This is a genomic window from Streptomyces sp. CB01881, from assembly GCF_002953255.1.
In the GTDB taxonomy this organism is placed as follows: domain Bacteria; phylum Actinomycetota; class Actinomycetes; order Streptomycetales; family Streptomycetaceae; genus Kitasatospora.
Genome location: NZ_CP026498.1, coordinates 5,942,926 through 5,963,070, shown reverse-complemented (window position 1 = coordinate 5,963,070; position 20,145 = coordinate 5,942,926). Strand labels below are relative to the sequence as shown.

At 73.5% G+C, this 20,145-nt stretch carries 13 protein-coding genes and 1 tRNA gene; 6 read left to right on the top strand and 8 right to left on the bottom strand.

Annotation, left to right across the window (positions count from 1 at the left end):
* Window positions 1–231 precede the first annotated feature (231 nt).
* Complete coding sequence (locus C2142_RS15760) at window positions 232–984, bottom strand: GPP34 family phosphoprotein (protein ID WP_148643228.1); 753 nt, start codon at window positions 982–984, stop codon at window positions 232–234.
* Between the two features lie 298 nt (window positions 985–1,282).
* On the opposite strand from C2142_RS15760, the gene C2142_RS15755 reads away from it, so the two are divergent.
* A complete protein-coding gene (locus C2142_RS15755) occupies window positions 1,283–3,724 on the top strand; it encodes a D-alanyl-D-alanine carboxypeptidase (RefSeq protein ID WP_153882783.1) in 2,442 nt (813 codons plus the stop codon).
* A 179-nt stretch (window positions 3,725–3,903) separates the two neighbouring features.
* Here C2142_RS15755 and C2142_RS15750 read toward each other — a convergent pair whose 3' ends face one another.
* Window positions 3,904–4,794: a YhjD/YihY/BrkB family envelope integrity protein gene (locus C2142_RS15750; protein ID WP_241002606.1), complete on the bottom strand. Its 891-nt coding sequence runs from the start codon at window positions 4,792–4,794 to the stop codon at window positions 3,904–3,906.
* Window positions 4,795–4,946: 152 nt separating this feature from the next.
* On the bottom strand, window positions 4,947–6,488 hold the full coding sequence (locus tag C2142_RS15745; protein ID WP_148643227.1) for a glycosyltransferase family 39 protein: 1,542 nt from the start codon (window positions 6,486–6,488) through the stop codon (window positions 4,947–4,949).
* A gap of 206 nt (window positions 6,489–6,694) precedes the next feature.
* Between C2142_RS15745 and C2142_RS15740 the strand changes: the two genes are divergently transcribed.
* Window positions 6,695–6,767 (top strand) — tRNA-Arg (locus C2142_RS15740).
* Between the two features lie 222 nt (window positions 6,768–6,989).
* Window positions 6,990–9,497: an ABC transporter permease gene (locus C2142_RS41580; RefSeq protein WP_162002481.1), complete on the top strand. Its 2,508-nt coding sequence runs from the start codon at window positions 6,990–6,992 to the stop codon at window positions 9,495–9,497.
* A 62-nt stretch (window positions 9,498–9,559) separates the two neighbouring features.
* Here C2142_RS41580 and C2142_RS15730 read toward each other — a convergent pair whose 3' ends face one another.
* Complete coding sequence (locus tag C2142_RS15730) at window positions 9,560–10,369, bottom strand: phosphatase PAP2 family protein (RefSeq protein WP_162002480.1); 810 nt, start codon at window positions 10,367–10,369, stop codon at window positions 9,560–9,562.
* A 491-nt stretch (window positions 10,370–10,860) separates the two neighbouring features.
* On the opposite strand from C2142_RS15730, the gene C2142_RS15725 reads away from it, so the two are divergent.
* Both C2142_RS15725 and C2142_RS15720 read left to right on the top strand, forming a co-directional pair.
* A complete protein-coding gene (locus C2142_RS15725; protein ID WP_148643224.1) occupies window positions 10,861–11,832 on the top strand; it encodes a sigma-70 family RNA polymerase sigma factor in 972 nt (323 codons plus the stop codon).
* A gap of 181 nt (window positions 11,833–12,013) precedes the next feature.
* On the top strand, window positions 12,014–12,250 hold the full coding sequence (locus C2142_RS15720) for a hypothetical protein (protein WP_148643223.1): 237 nt from the start codon (window positions 12,014–12,016) through the stop codon (window positions 12,248–12,250).
* A 61-nt stretch (window positions 12,251–12,311) separates the two neighbouring features.
* Here the strand turns inward: C2142_RS15720 and mscL are convergent, their stop codons facing one another.
* The 4 genes from mscL to C2142_RS15700 form a co-directional block, all read right to left on the bottom strand.
* On the bottom strand, window positions 12,312–12,731 hold the full coding sequence (mscL, locus tag C2142_RS15715) for a large conductance mechanosensitive channel protein MscL (RefSeq protein WP_148643222.1): 420 nt from the start codon (window positions 12,729–12,731) through the stop codon (window positions 12,312–12,314).
* A gap of 673 nt (window positions 12,732–13,404) precedes the next feature.
* Window positions 13,405–13,710: an FmdB family zinc ribbon protein gene (locus C2142_RS15710; protein ID WP_148643221.1), complete on the bottom strand. Its 306-nt coding sequence runs from the start codon at window positions 13,708–13,710 to the stop codon at window positions 13,405–13,407.
* A gap of 147 nt (window positions 13,711–13,857) precedes the next feature.
* Window positions 13,858–15,162 carry an MFS transporter gene (locus C2142_RS15705; protein WP_174315706.1) on the bottom strand — a complete coding sequence of 435 codons (1,305 nt, stop codon included), beginning with the start codon at window positions 15,160–15,162 and terminating at the stop codon, window positions 13,858–13,860.
* 406 nt (window positions 15,163–15,568) lie between these two features.
* Entirely contained in the window at window positions 15,569–17,059 is a 1,491-nt protein-coding gene (locus C2142_RS15700) for a potassium/proton antiporter (RefSeq protein WP_148643219.1), read from the bottom strand.
* A gap of 322 nt (window positions 17,060–17,381) precedes the next feature.
* On the opposite strand from C2142_RS15700, the gene C2142_RS15695 reads away from it, so the two are divergent.
* The gene (locus tag C2142_RS15695; RefSeq protein ID WP_148643218.1) at window positions 17,382–20,102 is read left to right on the top strand and encodes a penicillin acylase family protein; all 2,721 of its coding nucleotides are present in this window, start codon (window positions 17,382–17,384) and stop codon (window positions 20,100–20,102) included.
* Window positions 20,103–20,145: the final 43 nt, after the last annotated feature.

Sequence of the window (20,145 nt, the reverse complement as noted above, 5' to 3'; positions counted from 1 at the left end):
CGACTTCCGTCGCGGGCGACCGCCCCTCCGTGCTGCTGGTTGCTCGCCGCCGGGTGGCGGCGCGAGCGGTGCGGCGAGCGCCGTGCCGCGTGCTGTGGTGCCGTGGTGCGGGCCCGGCCGGTGGCGCGGGCCCTGCGGTGCCTGCGGTGCCGTGTGCCTTGCCGTGCGGGCCCTGCGGTGCGGGTCCTGCGGTGCGGGTCCTGCGGTGTCGCCCGCTCGTGCCGGTCCGCGTCAGCGCACGCCCACGCGGGGCGCCACGACCCGGCCGGCGGCCCCGCCACGGCCCGACGCCCGCTGACCGGGACGGCCCGCGGCGGCAGGGGTGCCGCTGCCTCCCTGGGGTGAACGGTTCTGCTGGGACGGAAGGCCGTTCTGCACGTCCATCACGGCGTGCGCGACCATCCCGCCGAGCGGGTCGTACCGGATCAGGTCGCGCAGTCGCGACCGTGAGGACCGGCCCTCGTTGCCCGGGTACAGATGCTTGCCCAGGCCCACCGAGTGAGCCAGGGCGGCGAGCGCCGCGGTCCGCGGGTCCGGCGGCACGCCGGTGCGGATCGCGGTGTCCAGCCGCTGTTTGATCGCGGCGTTGGTGCAGTCGTCGGACGCCTGGTAGCGCGTCGTCGGCAGTACCCCGCACACCTGGCCCGGCACGGCCGTGACCATGCCGCACCTCTCCAGGTGCGCCAGATAGGTCTGCCGCAGCCCCAGCCGGGGCCCGCCGATCCAGTGCGCGGCACGGACCGGACTGCCGCGTCGGCGCAGCAACTCCAGTGCGTGGTCCAGTGTCGGGTCGCCGGTCGGCCTTGGCAGCACGACGGCGATCCGGTCGCCCTCCGGGACGATCCGTCCGGCCAGGGACAGCTCGACGAGCTGCGCCCCGGCAAGTCCGAGGTCGAGGGTCTGCGGCTGCGCCGTGGTACCCGTGGTCGGGTCCAAGGCGAGCAGCAAGAGTTCCTCGGGAATAGTTCTGCGGCTCTTGCCCATCCAAGCCTCCCCGCGTGGATGGGAAACAGCGTGACGCCTCTCACACGGGCTTGTCGAGTACGCCTCCGAATCGTGACCTTGCGTACGAGGCGGGGAACCGGCGGCGCCAGGCCCGGCGTCTGACGGGTGAACGGGCCGCGGTGCGGCCGTGCGGCGGCAATAACCGCCGGTCGGGCGGGGTGTGGGCGGCCGGAACCTCCGTCGGTGGCGGAGACTGTACAGGTACACGGGGCGGGGCGTCGGCTTCCCGAAATCGGGTCTGCCGGTGCCCCGCCGGGCGTTGAGGAGGCTGGGTTACGTGGGCGAGTCCCCCGACAGGGTGCTGCGGGACGGCGAGCGGGCGAGCGATCGGGGTGGGGAACGGGTGCGCCCGGCGGACGGTGACGGCGTCCAGGAGGCAGCCGGTACGGCCGATGCCGCCGCCGGTGCCGCCGGTGCCGCCGATGTCTCCGGCGGCGCCGACGTCTCGGACGCCTCGGACGTCGCGGGCGCCGTGGATGCGGCGGACGCTGCTGACGGCGGGTCGGCCGAGGCGCCGTCCGGGACGGCGAGGGCCGGCTCCACCGTGCAGCTCCGGGTCCGGGATGTGGACACGGTGACCACGATGCTCCGGCTGCCCGTCGACAACGCGACCACCGCCCTGCGGCTCCCCCCGGAGCTGACGTCACCCGCCCCGAAGAGTGACGAGTCCGCAGCTGACGGAGGGTCCGCCGGTGCCGACGGCGATGCCCCCGTGAAGGGTGGCGCATCCGGCGGGGTCTCCGGCCGGCCGGCCGGGAACGATCCGCGTCTCGCCCTTCGGACCGCCGCGTCGGCTGCGAAGCCGACGGAGAAGGCAGCGGAGAAGCCGGCCGCGAAGGCAGTGGAGAAGGCAGCGGAGAAGGCACCCGCGAAGGCGCTGGACGAGTCGGCGAAGAAGCCGGTGGAGATGCCGGCGGAGAAGCCGACAGAGAAGCCTGCAGTGAAGGCCGCCCAGGAGTCGGCGGACAAGCAGTCCGGGAAGCCGGAGCCGGCGAAGGCCGAGAAGCTGGAGAAGCCCCTCCCCGCGAAGGCCGCCGCCGCGCTTCCCGCTGCCGCCGCGCTTCCCGCGACTCCCGTGCAGCCCGCCGCCCCCGGCTCGGGCACCGTTCCCGAGCCCCCCGAGCCGGAGCCGACGCCCGAGCCGGCCCCCGTCCCCGAGCCGGGGCCCGAGCCCCACCCGGAGCCCGCGCCCGTCCCCGAGCCGGAGCCGACTCCCGGGCCGGAACCGCTGCCGAAGCCCACGCCCGCCCCGAAGCCCGGGCCGGCGCCCGCTCCCGCCCCGCTCCCCGTCCCGGACCCGCAGCCGGTGCCGCCGGCCCCGCCGCTGCCGCAGCCGGAGCCGCTGCCCGTCCCCGTACCGCCGGCCGTCCCGGAGGCGGCCATCACCGAAGCCCTTCCGGTTGATCCGCTGCGCATCACCGAGCCGATGCTCGGACCGGCGACGACGGCCGAGGCGATGGAGGTGCTGGCGGCGCTCAACGCCCGCCCGGTCTCGCCGCTGCGCCGCGCGCTCAAGCGGATCACCATCTGGACCGTCTTCCTCGCCGTCGTACTCGGCGCGGTCGTGGTCGCCCAGCTGCTCCGCCCGCTGCCGGACTCGAAGGTGAAGCTGACCGCCGCGGGCAGCTTCACCTTCGGTGGCGACCAGGTGGACCTCGCCTGGCCGGCCAAGGGCCAGTCGGCCGCCGAGGTGGTCGGCGTCGGCAGCCTCGGCAGCTCCGGTCCGGAGACGCCGGCCTCGATCGCCAGCGTCACCAAGGTCATGAACGCCTACCTGATCCTCCAGTCGCACCCGCTGAAGAAGGGGGAGAGCGGCCCGAAGATCACCGTCGACAAGCAGGCCGCCCAGGAGTCCGGCAACGGCGACGAGTCCAGGGTCACCCTGGCGGAGGGCCAGCAGCTCACCCAGTACCAGGCGCTGGAGATGCTGATGCTGCCGTCGGCCAACAACGTGGCCCGGCTGCTGGCCCGCTGGGACGTCGGCTCGGAGGACGCGTTCGTCAAGAAGATGAACGACACCGCCGCCAAGTTCGGCATGAACAACACCGTCTACGCCGACCCGGCCGGTTACAGCCCGGACACCAAGAGCACCGCGAAGGACCAGCTGAAGCTGGCCGAGCAGGTGATGCAGAACGAGATCTTCCGGCAGATCGTCTCCACCCCGGACACCAACTTCAACGGGCAGAAGATCTTCAACACCAACACCCTGATCAACGCGAAGAACGGGGTCATCGGCGTCAAGACCGGTTCCAGCACCCCGGCCGGCGGCTGCCTGATGTGGGCCGCCTACAAGGAGGTCGGCGGCGTGAAGCGGCTGATCCTCGGCGTCACCCTGGGCCAGCAGGCCACCTCCCCCGCGACCTCCGACGGGATCCTCCCGACGGTGCTGAAGGTCAGCGGCAAGCAGATCCAGGCGGCGCAGAACGCGGTGACCGGGCAGACCATCGCCAAGCAGGGCGACGTGGTCGCCCGGGTCGAGGACGGCCTCGGTGGCACGGTCCCGGTCGTCGCGGGCAAGGAGCTCGTCGCGGCAGGGTTCCCCGGCATCACCGGCACCCTCACCCTGGACCCGGTGAAGCTCGGCCACCAGGCCAAGGCCGGTACCCAGGTCGGCACGCTGAGCCTGGGCGCGGGTGACGACAAGACGGAGGTCCCGGTCCTGCTCCAGTCCGACCTGGCCCCGCCGTCCATCCTCTCCAGGCTGACCCGGATGCTCTGACCGGAGGCGTCGCCGGAAGGGACAGCACGCACGGAGTGGGAAGTCGGCCGGTCCGACTTCCCACTCCGTCCTCATGTCTGGCCCGGTGTGCGCCCGAAGTCACCCGCCCGGGGCCGCCCGCTCGGAATCACCCGGGCCACCGCTCGAAGTCACCCGGGGTCGCCCGCCCGGAGCGGGGCCTACAGCCGGACACCGCCCCAGCGGCCCGGCTCGGTGCGGGTGCCCAGCCACTCGGTGAACTGCGGTTCCTCGGACACCACCCGCCCCAGCGCGATCGCCAGCGTCAGCGCGGTGAACATCACGATCAGCCAGGAGAGCCCGGTGAAGACCACCCCGTAGGGCCCGAACTGGCTCACACTGCGCGACATCGCCCCCGGCAGGTAGATCCGCGACGCGACCCCGAGGCCGACCACCGCCACCCCGCAGAGCAGCGATCCCGGCAGCAGCGGCAGCCAGCGCACCCGGCCCACCAGCAGCAGGTGCTGCGTCCACCACCACATGCCGCTCGCGGTGAGGAAGGTCAGCGGGATCCCGAGCCACAGGCCCAGGCCGAAACCGCTCCGGATCGGACTCTGGAGCACCAGGGCGATCAGCCAGACCAGCAGCCAGACCAGCCACCGCCAGGCCGCCAGCCGCGTCCCGGACTTGGGCATCTCCCAGCAGCGCTCGCAGACCCGCTGCATCGCCCGGCTCAGCGCGGTCGCCGACAGCAGCGTCATCAGGACACCGATCACCCCGTAACCGGACTCCTGGTCCTTGCTGCTCTCCAGCAGCGCCTGCACCGACTGCTGGGCCGATCCCTGGATCCCCAGCTCCTGGCGGAGCGTGTGCACCACGCCGTCCCGGATCGCGGCCGGGGCGAACACCGCCAGCACGAAGAGCGCCGGCAGCGCGCTCAGGAAGGCCTGGGCGGCCAACCGGGTGGCGTTGTCCAGCAGGTTCAGCCGCAGCAGCTGGCCGAGTGCCCGGCCGACCAGTGGCACCTGTTCGGGCAGCGCGCGGGCGTGCCGGGCCAGCGCCGCCGAGCGGCCCTTCAACCGGGCCATCCGCCCGGGCGGCTGCTCGCTCACGGGCTCGTCCTCCTGGTGCAGTCGCGGCCGTGGACGGGCGGGCGGGCAGGGGCGCGCCCTGAACGCCGTGCTCCATGGTCACCCGGCCCCCGCGCGCCCGCATCCGGGCGGCCCCGGGCGGGGCGCGGGCGCGCGGCCGGTGAGGCGGCAGGTCAGCGGGCGGAACGGTCCAGCAGGGCGAGCGTCACGCCGCCGAGGGGGGTCACCCGGCTCGGTGTGCCGTACCGGGCCTTGAGCGCCTGCGCCTGGTCGTCGGGCATCGCGGCCAGCGGCTCGGCGGTGTCCCCGAGCACCAACAGCCATATCCGCTGCGCCTGCCCCACGCACTCGGCCGGCCGCGGACAGGCGGAGGGGAAGAGGTCCTCTGCCTGCTCCGCGCTGCGCTCGACGAAGACGGGGTAGGGGTGGACGCCCTCCGGCAGGTAGTAGGCGACGCCCGGTCCGACCATCGCCCAGCTCTGGTTGCCGAGCGGGGCCGCCAGGCCGTCCCCGGGCCGGTAGCCGGCCGCGATCAGCTCGGCGGCCGCCCGGTACGGCGCCTCGGAGAGGGAGTGCGAGCCCGGGTCCCGCACCTCGGACTGCGTGGGCAGCGCCTCCACCGCGGGCACCGCCAGCAGCCCGACCGCCAGCAGCACCCCGGCGGCCCGGACCTGTCCCGGCGTCCGGCTGCGCCGTGCGGCCGCGGCCACCGTCGTGTACACCGCGCGCACCCCGCCGCCGGCCAGCGCCGCCCAGGCCGGCACCGTGAACAGCAGGTACCGGTCGATGAAGTACGAGGTGCTGCCCTGCGACACCAGCCAGACGGAGGCCACCGGCAGCACCGCGAGCAGCAGCAGCTGCACCGCGGGGAGCCGCCGCCCGGGCAGCACCAGCACCAGCAGGGCGAGCAGGGCGAAGACGTGGAACACCCCGGCCGAGCCGAACAGCGCCTCGCCGAAGTGCCGCAGGGTGGTCAGGCCCGGCCGGCCTATCCAGCCCAGCTGCCGCCCGGACTGCCGGCTGCCCAGCAGCAGCACCGGCAGCACCGGCAGCGTCGCCACGGCCACCGCCAGCGGGTACTGCCAGAGCAGCCGCCGCCGCACCGCGCCGCGGGCCTGCCACAGGTGCGCCACCACCACCGCCAGCTGCCCGGCGAGGGTGCTGAACGAGATCACGTGGCCCGCCCCGGCCACCGCCATCGCCACGCAGTACGGCGCCCAGCGCCTCCAGGTCGGTCGCTCCAGCGCGCGCAGCAGCAGCCAGGTCGCCGCGGCGATCGCGCAGGTCACCAGCGCGTACGAGCGGGCCTCCTGGGCGTACCGGGAGATCATCGGCACCACGGCGAACAGCAGCCCGCCGCTGACCGCCGCCACGCGGCCGCCGAACAGCCGCTGCGCGGTGAGCGCCACGAACGCCGCCGCGCCGGCCATCGCCAGCACCGACGGCAGCCGCAGCGCGATCATGGAGTCGCCGGCCACCGCGGTCCAGCCGTGCATCAGCACGTAGTAGGCGCCGTTGCTGGCGTCGATGTGCTGGAGCAGCCGGAAGAGGTCGCCGAGCGGCCGGGTGGAGGCGGTCCACGTCGACACCTCGTCCCGCCAGAGCTCCGGAGTGCCGAGCCGGTACCCGCCGATGCAGAGCATGGCCAGCGCCGGCCACAACCAGACCTGCCCGAGCAGGCGGAGAGCCGGGTGCGGGGCGGCAGCTGGTCTCATCGGGGGCCTTCGTGATCGGACGGGTGCGGGCAGTCCCTCGCAGGCTACTGGACGCCGTCTGACACCCAGTCGGCAGTCGCCCCTCAGGGCGCCACCCCCGCTCCCCCCCCCGTCCCGGGCGCCGACCCGGCGCAGGACCCGCCCGCGCACCGCGGAAACCCCAACACCCGCCCCACCGCGGATCCGGTACGCTGTCCACCGAGTGCGCCTCAGTAGCTCAGGGGATAGAGCACGGCTCTCCTAAAGCCGGTGTCGCAGGTTCGAATCCTGCCTGGGGCACAGAAGGAACGACCCGAGGGAAAGCCCCGGACCGCCATGGTCCGGGGCTTTTTCGTCAGGGTCGCGTACCTCTGGAGGAGGAGACGGCGGTGGGCGGCGTCAGCTCCCGGGGTGACCGGGAACGCGACGTCATGCCGACAGGGGCGGGGGCGGGGCGGACCTAGGCTCGATCATGATCCTGACGGAGCATCACGGCTGGTCAGGCGGTTGATCCGAGGGGCCATGACGACGTACCGATACACCCTGGCCGAGTTTCGCGGGCAGTTGCGGCAACTGGCCCTCACCGGAGCGGCGATCGCGCTGGGGGTGGCCTTCCTGATCGCCTCGGTCAGCGGCAGCGGGGCGTTGGTCGACTCCTTCAGTCAGAGCGCCGCCTCCGAGGTCGGCCCCGCCGACGTCCAGGTGACGGCGCCGGAGGCGCGGGGCCCGCTGGAGCCGGGGGTGGCCGACCGGGCCCGGCAGGTGGCCGGGGTGGCCGCGGTGTCCGCGCGGCTGGCCGGCCGGGGCGGGGTGCTGACCCCCGCCGGGCGCCCGCTGGACGAGGCGGCCGTGATCAGCTCGGTCGCGGCCGACCCGGCGCTGCGCTGGCAGCTGCTCAAGGACGGGCGGTGGCCGGCCGGCCCCGGCGAGGTACTGCTCGACGCCGACACCGCCCGCCGGGTCGACGCCCGGCCCGGCTCGGACGTCCGGCTCACCCGGGCGGACGGCACCACCGGCACCGTCCGGCTGGCCGGGACGCTGGACGGCCGGGGCGCGCCCGGCTTCGCCGGACGACCGGTCGTCGCGGTGCCGGACGGCTCGGTGGCGCAGTACGCGACCGGGGTCGCCACCACCTCGCTCGACCTGCGCCTCGCCCCGGGCGCCTCGCACGCGCGGACCGCCGAGGCGCTGCGGCAGGCCCTCGGCGGCGGGGTCGAGGTCCGCACCCACGACGCCTCCGTCGCCGAGGCGACCCGGCAGAGCCGGACGCTCTACGGGGTGGTGCTGATCGCGGCGCTGTCGTTCGTGCTGATCGCCCTCGCTGTCGCCCGCATGGTCGTCGGCAACACCTTCTCCGTCGTGCTCGCCCAGCGGACCCGCCGGCTCGCCCTGCTGCGCTGCGTGGGCGCCGACCGGGCCCAGGTCCGGCGGCTCATCCGCCGCCAGGGGCTGCTGCTCGGGGCGGGCGCGTCGGCCGCCGGGGTACTGCTCGGGGCGGGGCTCTGCGGCGTCGGCACCGTGCTGGCCGGCACCGCCGACCTCGGGCCGGTGCACCTCTCGCTCGTGCCGTCCCCGGTGACCTGCGTCCTGGCCTGGCTGTTCGGCGTGCTGCTCACCGTGCTCGCCGTGCGCGGCCCGGCGAAGGCGGCCTCGGCGGTGCCGCCGGTCGCGGCGCTCGGCGGCGTCGCCGGCCCCACCGGCGGCGCCAGGGTGCGCGCGACGGTGCTGTCCGTACTGCTGCTGACGGCGGGCGCCGGGCTGCTGGCGGCCGGGGTGACGACCGGGCCGCCGTTGTCGCTGCTCGCGGTCACCCTGGGGGCGATCAGCAGCTTCTTCGGCGTCCTGCGGCTCTGCCACCGGCTGCTCCCGGCCGTCGTCGCAGGGCTGGGCGTCCCGGTGCGGCGGTTCTGCGGAACGGCGGGCGGGCTCGCCACCCGGCAGCTCCGGCTCAACCCGGGGCGCACCGGCGCCACCGGATCCGCGCTGCTGCTCGGGGTGACGGTGATGGTGAGCGCGGTCACCGCGCTGGAGATCACCTCCAACTCCCTGGTCCCGGCGGTCTCGGCCCGCCAGCCGGGCGTCTTCTCGGTGACCGCCCCCGGCGGCGCCCCGCTGCCGGCCGGGGCGCTCGCCGCGCTCGGGCGGGAGCGGACGCTCGGCGTCACGCCCGTCCGCTCGGCCGCACTGGAGATCGACGGCCGCAGCACGCTGGTGGCCGCGGCCGACCCGGCGCTGCTCAGCCCGTCCACCGACGGGGCCGGCCAGGCCCGGGCGCTGGCGGACGGCTCCGCCCTCAGCGGCTTCGGCGACGACGGTCCGGCCGGCCCCGGCGAGCACGGCGCTCACCGGGTCGCCGGCACGGCGGGAGCACCGGGCACCACCCTGCGGATCGAGTCCGGCCGCAGCCGGCTGCCGTTCACGCTGCAGAACGGGGCCGTCCTCTTCGTCACCCCGGCCACCCTGGACCGGCTCGCCCCGGCGGCGGCCGTCACCACGCTCTGGATCAGCCCCGCCGCCGGCACCGACCGGTTCGCCGCCCGGCAGGCGATGGACCGGGCCCTGGACGGTCAGCCGCAGGTCACCGTCACCGACACGGCCGCGCAGGCCGAGACCCTGCGCTCGCTGCTGGACCGGATGATGCTGATCAGCATGGCCCTGCTCGCCTTCTCGGTGGCGATCGCCGGGCTCGGCGTCGCGGCCACCCTGATGCTCGGCGTCGACGAGCGCGCCCGGGAGATCGGCATGCTGCGGGCGATCGGGATGTCCCGGCAGCAGCTGCGCCGGATGCTCACCCTGGAGGCGCTCCTGCTGGCGCTGGCCGGCGCCCTGGTCGGTACGGGCCTGGGCCTGGGCTACGGCTGGGCGGCCGCCAGGTCCGTCACCTCGACCCTGGGCACGGTGGGCGGCCCGCCGGTCCTCCTGGTGCTCGCGGCCCTGGCGCTCACCGTGCTGACCGGCCTCGCCGCGGCCGTCCTGCCGGCCCGCCGGGTGGGGCGGATGACGGTGGTCGACGCGCTGCACGCGCCGTGACGGGGCCGGGCGCCCCCGGGGCCCGGGCGGCTGTGCACGGCCGGCGCGGGACCGCGCCGGTGCTAGCCGGCCGCGCCGTCCGGGCGCTCGGCGGAGTCGTCGAAGGACGGGTCGTAGGGGGCGGGACGGGGCGGGGAGACCAGGACGCGCTGGACCCTCGGCCTGGTCCGCCAGTTGACCCGCCGGACGTCCCGGGCGAGGGCGCCGGGCCGCCAGAGCTCGACGGCGACGGTGACCGCGCCCAGCACGAACCCGGAGGCCAGCCACCCGCCCAGCACGTCGCTCGGCCAGTGCACCCCGAGGGCGATCCTCGTCCAGCCGATCGTGAGCACCGTCAGCACGGCGACGGTGCAGGCGGCGGTCCGCCCGCCGCGCCGGGTCTGCGACCAGAGCAGCCAGGCCAGGACGGCGCAGGTGATGGTGGAGGCCATCGCGTGCCCGGAGGGGAAGGCCGGGCCGCCGGCGTGCGAGACCGGGTCCGGGAAGGACGGCCGCTGACGGTCGAAGGAGAGCTTCAGCGCCCACTGCGCACCCCAGCCGACCAGGGTCTGCGCCACCACCCAGCCGGCCAGCACCCGGGCGCCGATCAGCCAGAGCCAGACCGCGGTGAGGCCGAGCAGCGTCCGCATGGTGATCGTGCCGCCGATGTCGGAGAGCGTCTGCACCGAGGCCGTCCAGACGGTGCTCTCCCGGGCGTAGCGGTGCATGCCGTCGATCCACGCGTGGTCGAGCCGGGCGAGCGGCTCCCAGCCGGTCTGCACCAGGGCCGCCAGGACGCCGAACAGCAGGGCGCAACCGGCCGTCAGCGCCACGTACCGGGGGAAGTGGCGGCTACGCGGGGTGACGGGCGGCGCGCTGTTGGTCAGGTGCATGGCTGACACCTTCCCAGTGTGATGTGCCGAGCGGGCGCTGGACCGATAGCGATTTGGCATCTTTTGTGCGGAGAACCTGCGTGCGCCGGGGTGTGGATGCGGGGGGATCCACGGTAGTGCGGGAACGCGGGCGGTGCTGCGGCGGTTCACGAGGGAGAGGGCGGGGTGCGTGGAGGGTTCGCGGAGGAGTCGTGTACTTGCTCCGGGGTCGACCCCGGCGGCGCCCCGCCCGGGCCCCGGGGGGCGCACCGTTCCGAACCGGTCGCCCCGCTGGCACCGGATGTACCGGAGTGGTCACCCTCCGTCCATTGCCGGGGTGAAAACCGGCAGGATACTGCATCGCTGGAAGAATCTGAGCGACTTGGGAATGTTGTCCGGAATCTGTTCGTTGGATCGTTACGTGTGAGCCCCGAGGGGCCCGCACTTCTTGCCCTTCCCGCCCCGACGGGGCAGGTGGGCAGACCTCGGCAGCACCAGCAAAGGGAGCAAGCATGGCCACCCGTGCCGTCGTTCGCGACAGGGCCGACCGGACTCGCGCGGCCCGCCCGACCAACCTTGAGGCCGACCGTGACCTGGTCGGTATGTACCTCGACGAGATCGCCAGGACGCCCCTGCTCGATGCCGCCGAGGAGGTCGAGCTCTCGCTGCGGATCGAGGCCGGCGTGTACGCCCAGCACCTGCTGGAGGAGGGAGAGCCGCCCAAGGGTGTGAAGCGTGAGGAGCTGGAGGCGATAGCCGAGGACGCGGAACGCGCCAAGGACGTCTTCATCCGCTCCAACCTCCGTCTGGTGGTGGCCGTCGCCCGGCGTTACCCGCGCAGCGGCCTCCCGCTCCTGGACCTCATCCAGGAGGGCAATGCGGGCCTGGTCCGGGCGGTCGAGAAGTTCGACTACGCGAAGGGCTTCAAGTTCTCCACCTACGCGACGTGGTGGATCCGGCAGGCGATCACCCGGTCGATCGCCGACCAGTCGCGGACGATCCGGCTGCCCGTCCACCTGGTCGAGGAGCTCGGCCGGATCCGGCGGGTGCAGCGCGAGAAGTCCAAGGAGCTGGGCCGCGAGGCCGATCCGGCCGAGATCGCGGCCGAGCTGGACACCACCGAGGCGCGCATCAAGGACGTGCTGGACTGGGCGCGCGACCCGGTGAGCCTGAACATGTCGGTCGACGACGAGGGCGAGACCCAGTTCGGCGACCTCGTAGAGGACACCGGGGCGACGTCCCCGGAGGACGCCGTGATGGTCATGCTCCGCCGCGAGGAACTGGACGACCTGATCGGGCGGCTGGACGACCGCACGGCGTCGATCATCCGGTCCCGGTACGGGATGGAGGACGGCCGCGAGCGGACGCTGACCGAGGTCGGCAAGCAGCACGGGCTGACCCGCGAGCGGATCCGCCAGATCGAGAAGCACGCGCTGGCCGAGCTGAAGAAGATCGCCGACCACGCGGGCTTCGAGGCTGCCTGACGGGGTCTCCCGGCGGCCTCGGCCGCCGCCGTCGGCCCCGGTGCGGAGCGTTCCGCGCCGGGGCCCACGTGCGCCCGGACGGCGGCCCGGCCGCGGGCCCGGGGCCGGCTCCGGGGCCCGGCCCGGTGCCGGGAGCTTCTAGGCTGGAGGAGTGGACAACGTGCAAGACGGAGGCCGACCGGTGACCGAGCAGAAGCCCGTGCAGGACGGCACGGACCCCACGACGGCCGCGGGGAACGGCTCCGGCGCCGCCGACCAAGCGGCGCCGAAGGCCCGCCTGGTCTTCCGCGACCCGCTGGACCAGCAGTCCCGGGACGACACCGACAGCGGCTGGGGCGACCGCCCGGCAGCGGGGGAGAGCAGTGGGCGGGGGCTGGACTGGTACCTGAGCCAGCGCCCGCCGCACCACGGCGACTGACCGGGGCGTGCCGCACCGCGCAGGGCGCCTCCGGGCGGCCGCCGACCCGGGCGGCCGGGGCTCAGCGCTGGGGCGCGACCAGCGCGTCGCGGATCTCGGTGAGCAGGGTGACCTCCTTGGCCTCCGCCTCCGCCTGGAGCTCGGCAAGGGTCTTCCGCTTGGCGGTGAACCTGGTCATGGGCAGGATCAGGCAGAAGTAGACGACGGCCGCAGTGATCAGGAACTGCAGGATCGCGCTCAGCACCGAGCCCCAGAGGATGAAGATGCCGGACGTCACCTCCCCGGTCGCGCTCACCTCGCAGGGGCCCTTGAGGCAGGAGCTGTAGGAGGCCAGGTCCTTGGCCCCGAACACGCCGACGAGCGGATTGATCACGCCCTTGACGAAGGCGTTGACGATGTTGGTGAAAGCCGCGCCGATGACCACGGCGACGGCGAGGTCGACGACATTTCCGCGCAGCAGGAATTCCTTGAAGCCTTTCATGCCGCGTGAACGACGAAGTCGTTGTCCGGTTACGGGTGATCTTCGGCGGCCCCCGATTGACAACCCGTTTGGTGGACGGGCTCGGCGCCCGGCGGCGACAGGCCCGCCCGCGCGGGCCCGAACGCCAGCGCCGCCGCCACGGCGAGCAGGAGCAGGGCCGGCGGCCCGGGCCGGTACCGGACGGCCTGCCGGAGCCGGTGGAGGCGGCCGGACCCGCGCCGGATCGGCGGGAACGACGGCACCTCCCGGCGGGGCGGGACGGCGGGCGCGGGGAGCGGGAACGGAAGGGGGAGGCTCGTGGTCGTCATGGGCACCGCCGGTGGTCGCAGGGCGCCGGCCCGCTGCGGACCGGCTTCTCGTGACGCACACTCTGGGCCGCCCGCGAGCCCGGCGGAAGTCCTTTCCCCAGGCCTGTGGAAAACCCGGGGTTGTGGATAACCTCCGTCACCCGCACGGGTGAATTCAGCGACCCCGGGAATGCGATCCCAGGCCCATGCGGAAACCCACCCCGGGCCCCGCACGGGAACCCACCCCGGGCCCCGCACGGATACCCGCCCCGCCCGTACAGGAACCCGTCCCGGGCCCCGCACGGAAACCACTTCCGGGCCCAGCACGACGAAGGGCCCGCCGACCCCGCCGGAGCGGGGTCAACGGGCCCTTCGAAAGCCTGGGATCAGCCGGCCGGCTTCGCCGCGGCCGCCGGGGCGGGGCTCGCCGCGGGGGCGGAGCCGCCCGAGGACGAGGCCGGGGCTGCCGACGAGGACGACGAGGACGAACCCGCGCCCACCGAGCTGCTGGAGGACGAGCGGCTGTCGGTCCGGTAGAAGCCGGAACCCTTGAAGACCACACCCACGGCCGAGAAGACCTTGCGGAGCCGTCCCTGGCATTCGGGGCACGTGGTCAGCGCCTCGTCGGTGAACTTCTGCACCGCCTCCAGGCCGTTGCCGCACTCGGTGCACTGGTACTGGTACGTGGGCACTTGTCTTCCTCCTGGCACTCTCGCCTGATGAGTGCTAACGATGGTCAATGATGCGGCATTCCGCTGGATCAGTCCAGCGACTCGAATGTGAGATGAGACGGGGGGCGCCGCCTGGCGCCCCCCGCACGCGTGTTGTACGCGCTCTGCTCAGCGCTCGGCCGCACCGACCAGCTGCCGCGCCACGGACCGCTCGCCACCGGCGACGACCACCGGGGTGCTCGCCGCCCCCGGCGCGACCAGCAGGTGCCGCAGTGCGACCAGTGCGACCAGGCCCAGCCCGGCGCCGGCCACCGGCACCAGGAACCCGGCCGACGGCCCGTGGCCGTCGATCAGCCGCCCGGCCACCGTGGAACCGGTCGCCAGGCCGAGGCCGATGGCGCCGGTCAGCCAGGTGAAGGCCTCGGTCTTGGCGCCGTCCGCGACCAGCGTCTCGACCAGGGTGTACCCGGTGATCAGGGTCGGCGCGATGGCCAGGCCGCAGACCAGGCCGGCGACGGACAGCGCGACCAGGTTGGGCATCGCCCAGAGCGTCGAGCAGCCCAGCACCAGCAGCGCGTAGCTGGCCAGCATCCGATGCCGGGCGGCGCGGCGCCAGGCGATCATGCCGTAGAGCACGCCGGCCAGCATCGAGCCGCCGGCGAAGATCCCGTAGACCGTGCCGTTGGCGCCGGGCTGGCCGACGGACTCGGTGAAGGCGGTGACGGAGACCTGCATCCCGCCGAAGACGGTGCCGACGCCCAGGAACGCGCCGGCCAGCAGCCGGACGCCGGGCGAGGACAGCGCGGAGACCCGGCGGGCGCCCGGCTGGTGCGGGTGGCGGGCCGGGGCGGTGCGGCGCTGGGCGGCGAAGGCGAGCCCGCCGGCGACGGTCAGCGCGGCCTCGGCGATCAGCCCGGCCGAGGGGTTCACCGAGGTGGCGATGGCGCTGGCCAGCACGGGGCCGATCACGAAGGTGAACTCGTCCGTCACCGACTCGAAGGCGAACGCGGTGTTCAGCTTGGCCGCGGGCGCGCCCTCGGTGGAGAGCTTGGCGACCCAGCGGGAGCGGACCATCGCGCCGATCTGCGGCACGCTGGCACCCGCCGGGGCGGCGGCCAGCAGCAGGGCCCAGACGGGGGCGTGGCCGAGGGCCAGCGCGATCAGCACGCCGACCGAGACGGCGTGCACGATCACGCTCGGCACCAGGACGGCCGCCTGGCCGTACCGGTCGGCCAGCCGGCCGGTCTGCGGCCCGACGAGGGCCTGGGCGACGGCCGAGACGGCCGCGACGGTGCCGGCGGTGCCGTACGAGCCGTGGGTGTCGAAGACGAGCAGCAGGATGCCCAGGCTCAGCATGGCGTACGGGAGCCGCGCGGCGAACGCGGGCGCCAGGAACGTCCAGGCGCCCGGGGTGCGCAGCAGCGCGCCGTAGCCGATGCGGGCGGGCGCCTCGGCGTCGGAGGGGGCGTCCACGGGGACGCCGCTGTTGTCGACCGTTCGGCGGGCCGTCACGGTCGGTCCTTCCTGCTGCCTGGTAGCGCGGAAGGGGCATGGGGTGGCCCCGACGGCGCCGAGAGTCGTCCTCTCGCGCGTCGACCGGGGTAGTTACCGGGCCGGCCCGGCGTGGTTGCCGGGGGTCAGGCCGCAGCCGCCGAGCGGTCGCGCCAACTCTGCGTCAGGCAGATGCTGGGGTGTTTCATCCATCATACTTATACGCGCGTAGATGTCGCGCTTGCCTCCACAATACAGGGTCTGTCCAAACCCGTCCTGCCAATTGAAGGTGAACGGCGGGCGAACCCCTCAAGTCGCAGGCCGGAGCGCCCGTTCAGCCACTTCGGGTCCCGCTGCCCGGTCACTCCCGGGCCCCCGCCCGGCCCCCTCAGGCCCCCCGCCCGTTCAGCCACCCGGCGAGCTTGCCGCCCTTGTCCACGGCCCGCAGCCGCCGCTCCGCGGCCTCGCCCACCTCGTCGGTGGTGACCACCAGCAGCTCGTCGCCGCCGCGCAGCACGGTCGCCTTGTCCGGTACGAAGCTGCTCCCCTCGCGGACGATCAGGGTGACCGCTGCCCCGGCCGGCAGTCGCAGCTCGCTGACCTCCACGCCGGACATCTTCGAGTCCGGTGACAGTGCCACCGACAGCAGGTGCCCGTGCAGCTTCTCCAGCGGGGCGGACTCGATGCCGAGGTCCTGTCCCATCGAGCCCTCGCCGATCCGCAGCCACTTGGCCACCAGGGGCAGGGTGGGGCCCTGGAGCAGGGTGAACACCACGACCAGGATGAAGACGATGTTGAAGACTTCCTGGGCCATCGGGGCGCCCGACACCATCGGGATGGTGGCCAGCACGATGGGCACCGCCCCGCGCAGCCCGGCCCAGCTCAGCAGCGCCTGTTCGCGCACGGGGAGCCTGAACGGCGTGAGGGTCAGCACCACCGAGAGCGGCCGCGCCAGGAAGACCAGCACCGCGCCGATCACCAGCGCGGGCACCACGGCCGAGCCCATCGACTCGGGGGTGCAGAGCAGGCCGAGCAGCACGAACATGCCGATCTGCCCGATCCAGGCCAGCCCGTCGGCGAAGCCGCGGACGGCCGGTCCGTGCGGCAGCTTGGCGTTGCCGAGGATGACGGCGCTGATGTAGACGGCGAGGAAGCCGGAGCCGTGCAGCAGGGCGCCGCCCGCGTAGGCGAGCACGGTGAGCGCCATGACCGCGATCGGGTAGAGGCCGGAGGACGGCAGCGCGACGTGCTTGATCCCGAACGCGCCGATCCTGCCGATCGCGAAGCCGACGGCCGCGCCGATCGCCAGCTCGGCGACGATCGTGCCGACCAGCACGTACCAGGAGTCCATCTCGCCCGCGGTGGCGAAGGCCACGACCAGGATGACCACGGGCGCGTCGTTGAAGCCGGACTCCGCCTCCAGCAGGCCGGTCAGCCGGTGCGGCAGCGGCACCATCCGCAGGACGGAGAAGACGGCCGCGGCGTCGGTCGAGGAGACGATCGCGCCGAGCAGCATGGAGGTCCGCCAGTCGAGGCCGACCAGCCAGTGGGCGCCGGCGGCGGTGACGAAGACGCTGACCCCGACGCCGACGGTGGCGAGCACGGTGGCGGCGGGCATCACCGGTCTGACCTCGCGCCAGCTGGTCTTGAGACCGCCCTCGGCCAGGATCACCACCAGGGCGGCGTAGCCGAGCACCTGGGTGAGGGCGGCGTTGTTGAAGGAGACGCCGAGGCCGTTCTGGCCGAGGGCGACGCCGATGCCGAGGTAGATCAGCAGGCTGGGCAGTCCCGACCGGGTCGAGATGCGCACGGCGACCACCGCGACCAGCAGGATCACGGAGAACTCGAGGAGCAGCTGGTTCAGGTGGTCGACGTTCACGCAGGGGCACCTCGGGCAGGCTGGGGGCGGGCGGGGTGTCTGACGGCGGTGAGGCCGGAGGAGTCGACGGCCGGAAGGGGGCGGGCCGGCGAACGCCGATTGCTCCCCTTGCGGATCGTTACTCAGTCTAACATTTTGCCATATCTTTAGCTTCACCTTTCACACCGGCCTCCCGCCTGCGGTTCTCTGACCTCCCCGGATCCCACCGTGGGCGTCCCCCGTGCACGCCCGCCAGCCGAGTCGGCCTAATGTGGTGCCCTGTCATGGCCGAGTGCCCTGGACATGCCCACCTGCTCCCCAGTCGAGGACCGCAAGGACCCAGATGCCCCGCTCGAAGAAGTTCCGGCGCGCCCGTCTGATCGTGATCGTGCTGGTCGTGCTGCTGGTGGCCGGCACCGGCTACGGCGGCTACCGGGGGGTGGCCGCGGTCCGCGCGTCGTTCCCGGAGGTCGACGGCAGCGTCAAGGTGGCGGGCCTGAGCGCGCCGGTCGACGTCAAGCGGGACGCCAACGGCATCCCCCAGCTCTACGCCGACACCGGCGAGGACCTCTTCCGGGCCCAGGGCTACGTCCAGGCCCAGGACCGGTTCTGGGAGATGGACGTCCGGCGGCACATCACCGCCGGCCGCCTCTCCGAGATGTTCGGCGACGGCCAGGTCGAGACCGACTCCTTCATCCGCACCATGGGCTGGCGCCAGGTGGCGCAGAAGGAGTTCGACGAGAAGCTCGCGCCGGAGACCAAGAAGTACCTCCAGGCCTACGCGGACGGCGTCAACGCCTGGCTCGGCGAACACCCCGGCGGCCAGAGCGCCTCGCTGGAGTACACGCTGCTCGGCGTCGTCAACGGCGGCTACAAGCCCGAGCAGTGGACGCCCGTCGACTCGGTGTCCTGGCTGAAGGCGATGGCCTGGAACCTCTCCGGGAACCTCCAGGAGGAGATCGACCGCTCGCTGCTCGCCCAGGACTTCAGCCCGGAGAAGATCGCCGAGCTGTACCCGGAGTACCCGTACGCGAGCAACGGCACGATCGTGAGGACCGGCACCGTCAGCGGCGACACCTACCGCCCCGCCGACGGCGCCGCCCCGGCCGCCGGCGCGCCCGGCACCGGTTCCGCCGCCCAGGGCGCCGCCGCCACCAAGGCGATGCTGAAGGACGTCACCGACCGGATCGACGCGATGCCGCAGCTGCTCGGCCGTCAGGGCCAGGGCATCGGATCCAACTCCTGGGCGGTCGCCGGTTCGCACACCACGACCGGCAAGCCGCTGCTGGCCAACGACCCGCACCTCGGCCCCGGCCTGCCCTCGGTCTGGTACCAGATGGGCCTGCACTGCCGGACCGTCTCGGCCGCCTGCCAGTACGACGTCTCGGGCTTCACCTTCGCCGGCATGCCGGGCGTGGTGATCGGCCACAACAAGGACATCGCCTGGGGCTTCACCAACCTCGGCGCCGACGTCACCGACCTCTTCCTGGAGAAGGTCACCGGCCCGGAGACGTACCTGGTGGACGGCAAGGAGGCGAAGTTCGCGCTGCGCAAGGAGACCATCAAGGTCGCCGGCGGCGAGGACCGCACCATCACCGTCCGCACCACGCAGACCGGCGCACCGCTGATCTCCGACCAGAGCACCGAGCAGCAGAACGTCGGCAAGTACGCGCCGAACGGCACGGCCGCCCCCGACCGCGGCACCGGCGGCTACGGCGTCGCCCTGCAGTGGACGGCGCTCAGTCCCGGCAAGACCATGGACGCCGTCTTCGAGCTGGACCGCGCCAAGGGCTGGGACGACTTCCGGGCCGCCGCCAAGGACTTCGCCGTCCCCGCGCAGAACCTGATCTACGCCGACTCCAAGGTCATCGGCTACCAGGCCCCCGGCGACATCCCCGTGCGCGGCAAGGGCGACGGCACCTACCCGGCCCCCGGCTGGGACTCCGCCTACCAGTGGAAGGGCTCCATCCCCTTCACCGCCCTGCCGTACAGCTACAACCCCCCGGCCGGCTACATCGTCACCGCCAACCAGGCCGTGGTCGACCCCTCGTACAAGTACCTGCTGACCAAGGACTGGGAGTACGGCACCCGGGCCAAGGAGATCACCGACCAGATCGAGGCCAAGCTCAAGAACAACGGCAGGATCTCGCCGGACGACATGCAGGAGATGCAGCTCGACAACACCGGCATCCTCGCGAAGAAGCTGGTCCCGCTGCTGCTCAAGGTGCAGATCGACGACCCGTACGTGCGCGAGGCGCAGGACCTCCTGAAGGACTGGAACTACCACCAGGACGCCGACTCCGCCGCCGCCGCCTACTACAACGGCGTCTGGCGCCAGCTGCTCAGCCTCTCCTTCGGCCAGAAGTTCCCGGCCGACCTGCGGGCCAAGGACAACTGCCTGCTGGTCCGCCGGCAGACCGACCCGACCAAGCCGGACAGCAGCACCCAGATCGTCACCGAGTGCGGCACCCGCGACCCGGGCAAGGCCCAGCCGGACGGCGGCGACCGCTGGACCGAGGTGGTGCGCCAGCAGCTGGACAAGCCCGACAGCGGCTGGTGGACGTACATCGACTCGGAGCACAAGGAGCAGAAGGGCCTGGACAACCTGCTCGCCGAGGCGATGAAGAACGCCCGTCAGGACCTCACCTCGCTGCTCAGCAAGGACGTCTCCACCTGGAGCTGGGGCCGCCTGCACAAGCTGACGCTGCGCGAGCAGACCATGGGGACCGACGACTCGTCGATCGCCTCCGGCATCGTCCACAAGCTGCTCAACCGCGGCCCGTACCGCCTCTCGGGCGGTACGGCGGCGGTCGACGCGGCCGGCTGGAACGCGGCCGCCGGGTACGAGGTGGACTGGATCCCGTCGATGCGGATGGTGGTCGACATGAGCGACCTCGACGCCTCGCGCTGGATCAACGTCGGCGGCGCCTCCGGGCACGCCTTCCACCCCAACTACAACGACCAGACCGACCTCTGGCTCGACGGCAAGCTGCTGACCTGGGCCTTCTCGCCGGACGCGGTCGAGAAGTCGGCCAAGAACAAGCTGGTGCTGACCACCGGCTGACCCGCCGCAGGACCGCGGCCCCGCCCACCCCGCACCGGGGAGG

What these genes read in the sequence shown, in the direction of transcription:
- C2142_RS15760 (WP_148643228.1), bottom strand. Translation starts at nt 984, where the DNA reads ATGGGCAAGAGCCGCAGAACTATTCCCGAGGAACTCTTGCTGCTCGCC.
- C2142_RS15745 (WP_148643227.1), bottom strand. Translation starts at nt 6,488, where the DNA reads ATGAGACCAGCTGCCGCCCCGCACCCGGCTCTCCGCCTGCTCGGGCAG.
- C2142_RS41580 (WP_162002481.1), top strand. Translation starts at nt 6,990, where the DNA reads ATGACGACGTACCGATACACCCTGGCCGAGTTTCGCGGGCAGTTGCGG.
- C2142_RS15730 (WP_162002480.1), bottom strand. Translation starts at nt 10,369, where the DNA reads ATGCACCTGACCAACAGCGCGCCGCCCGTCACCCCGCGTAGCCGCCAC.
- C2142_RS15725 (WP_148643224.1), top strand. Translation starts at nt 10,861, where the DNA reads ATGGCCACCCGTGCCGTCGTTCGCGACAGGGCCGACCGGACTCGCGCG.
- mscL (WP_148643222.1), bottom strand. Translation starts at nt 12,731, where the DNA reads ATGAAAGGCTTCAAGGAATTCCTGCTGCGCGGAAATGTCGTCGACCTC.
- C2142_RS15695 (WP_148643218.1), top strand. Translation starts at nt 17,382, where the DNA reads ATGCCCCGCTCGAAGAAGTTCCGGCGCGCCCGTCTGATCGTGATCGTG.